Origin of the sequence: Bacteroides sp. CAG:633, assembly GCF_000435115.1 — a bacterium.
GTDB classification, from domain to species: domain Bacteria; phylum Bacteroidota; class Bacteroidia; order Bacteroidales; family Bacteroidaceae; genus Bacteroides; species Bacteroides ndongoniae.
On record NZ_FR882946.1, the window covers coordinates 1 to 2,344 of the forward strand.

Annotated in this window: 1 protein-coding gene and 1 pseudogene; both read right to left on the reverse strand. The window is 52.3% G+C overall.

Annotated elements, in window-relative coordinates; genetic code table 11:
* A pseudogene (locus tag QVP67_RS00435) lies at window positions 1–505 on the reverse strand (right-handed parallel beta-helix repeat-containing protein); the annotation flags it as partial.
* Window positions 506–604: 99 nt separating this feature from the next.
* On the reverse strand, window positions 605–2,194 hold the full coding sequence (locus QVP67_RS00440; protein WP_022161595.1) for a RagB/SusD family nutrient uptake outer membrane protein: 1,590 nt from the start codon (window positions 2,192–2,194) through the stop codon (window positions 605–607).
* Between the last annotated feature and the right edge of the window lie 150 nt (window positions 2,195–2,344).

The window sequence follows — 2,344 nt, forward strand, 5'->3', positions numbered from 1 at the left end:
GCGCCACGCCGTAGTCGCGGCATTCTATCTTCAGACCCGTACGCAGGGGCAGGGGTTGCTTGCCTGTGTTTACGATTTCGAGGTCGCGCATGGTAAGGTATTCCGAATTGAAGATGCGTACGGCATAGAGCGAGGTTTCGTCGCCTACAATGCAGGGTTTGGGCAGTGTTTCGTCTCCGTAGGCTCCTACGATGACGGGCTGTGCGGGGGTACCTTTTCCGTTGATTTCGAGCTGTCCGTTGAAGGTGGCTCCCCGTTTCAGCAACACTTGTTCGCCGGGAGCAAGGGTGATTTCCTTGACTTTCTTCAGGCTTTGCCAAGCCTTGTCGGCCGATCGGCCGGAGTTGGCATCGTTTCCGGCTACGGGGTCGATGTAGTAGGCGGTATGGCTGTCGGCGGTGCACGAACTCAGCTGTACCCCTCCGCTGATGCAGGATGCCAGTATCAGCAGACCGGTTATCAGGGTTAATTTATGCTGTTCGAAGCGAATCCTTGTTTTTTTCATATGCTTGGTTTTTGTTTAAGAAGAAAAGGATGGCTCAGGCCTTGTCATTATATGCTTTAGCCTGGCCATCCTCCATTTACCTATTGCTAACTGAAAAGGTTATTTCCAAAGCTCGTGTTGTTCGAGCAGTTCATTGGAATCGAGTTCGGCAGTAGGAATGGGCCATACGTAGTCGCGTTCGCCATTGTATTGGCGTGTTTCATACGCCAGGCCCAGTGTGGTGCGTTCTTTTTCGATGTTGGCAACGGCCTTGTCAAGCATCTTCCAGCGGTATACGTCGAACAGGCGCAGACCTTCGAAAGCCAGTTCGACACGGCGTTCGTGCTTGATGACTTCCAGCAATGCTTCCTTGCTCAGTCCGGTACCTTCAACGTCTTCTACCTTCGGCATGTTTACGTCGCCGCGTTGGCGTACTTCGTCGATGAGGCCACGTACTTCGGCATCGTCATATCCACCTTTCTGTACCAGTGCTTCGGCCAACGAAAGCAGTACTTCGGCATAGCGTACTACGTAGAAGTCCTGACCGTTGTCCCATGAGTTGCTGGTGTCCGACGGGTCGAAATATTTCATAACGTATACTGTAGAGAGGGAAGCGGCTGCACCTCCGTACCATGCGCCTTCGCCACCTTTACCGTTCCACTTCATGCCGGGCACGAAGAGGGTGGCATAGAGACGTGGGTCGCGGTTCTCCCAGTGTGCGGCATTGGGTTTGCTTACGTCCAGTTTTCCGTCTTTCATTTCGCCATAGTTCGTATCGGCTGTTTTCTTACCGTCAGTCAGGTAATAGTCGTCGGCCAGGTCGATGGTGCCGTTGATGAATTCACCAGGTGTATTCCAGTGGGCGTTGAACGAAGCTCCTTCGCTCATACCCGGTCCTTCGTAACGTACGGAGAAGATAATTTCGGGTGAAGTCTGTCCGGCTTGAGTGAACAGTTCGCTGTATTTCGGATGCAGGCTGTAGCCCAGCTTCATCACTTCGCGATAGGCGCTGATGGCTTCGTCCCACTTCTCGTTGTAGAGGGCCAGACGGCCGAGGATAGCGTATCCGGCGCCGCGTGTCAGACGTCCCAAGTCAGCTTTTTCAGGCAGGCTGTTTACACAGGCTTTCAGGTCGGTGATAACATTGTTTACGATGTCGGCCCGTTTACTCTTTTCCTTGCTGGGGCTTTCGAGGGTCAGGGGTTCGGTCAGGTAAGGCACGTCCTGATAAGTCATGGTCAGGTTGGTATAGATAAGGGCACGGAGCACGGTAGCTTCTGCTTTGTAACGCGTCTTCTCCGTTTCGCTCATGTCTACCCGATCGATGTTGGCAATCAGTGTGTTGCAACGGCTGATGACTTCGTAGTTAGCCTTCCAATAGTCGCTGAATACCCATGAACTGGGGTTTTGGATGCCCATGGCTACGTCGTAGCCTTCGATCCAGCCGCTCCAGTTGAAGTGTCCGCCGTTGTCGCTGATGCATTCCATATACAACGGGCCGAAGGTATACTGGTCGGAGTTGTAGAGCTGGTTGCTCTGGAGGGCATCGTAGCAGGCGGCCAGAGCCATCATGGCATCGTTGGATGTCTGCCAGAAGGTAGAAGAGGATGATTCGGTCAGTGAGTCCTTTTGCAGGAAGCTGTCTGAACAGGAGCTCATCATGGCACCGGAAAGGAGTGCCAAACTTATGTATTTATTAATTAGTTTCATGGTGTTCAAATAGTTTTAGAATTTAACATTAATACCGAATGAGTAAGTCTTGGTGTTGGGGTGAACGTCATTGCGTGTATCTCCGCTTTGCTTTTCAGGATCGTAGTCGTCCAGTGAAGTGAAGGTCAGCAGGTTGGTACCGGCCAGGTA

Coding starts and splice junctions, on each gene's coding strand:
- QVP67_RS00440 (WP_022161595.1), bottom strand. CDS start 2,194: ATGAAACTAATTAATAAATACATAAGTTTGGCACTCCTTTCCGGTGCC.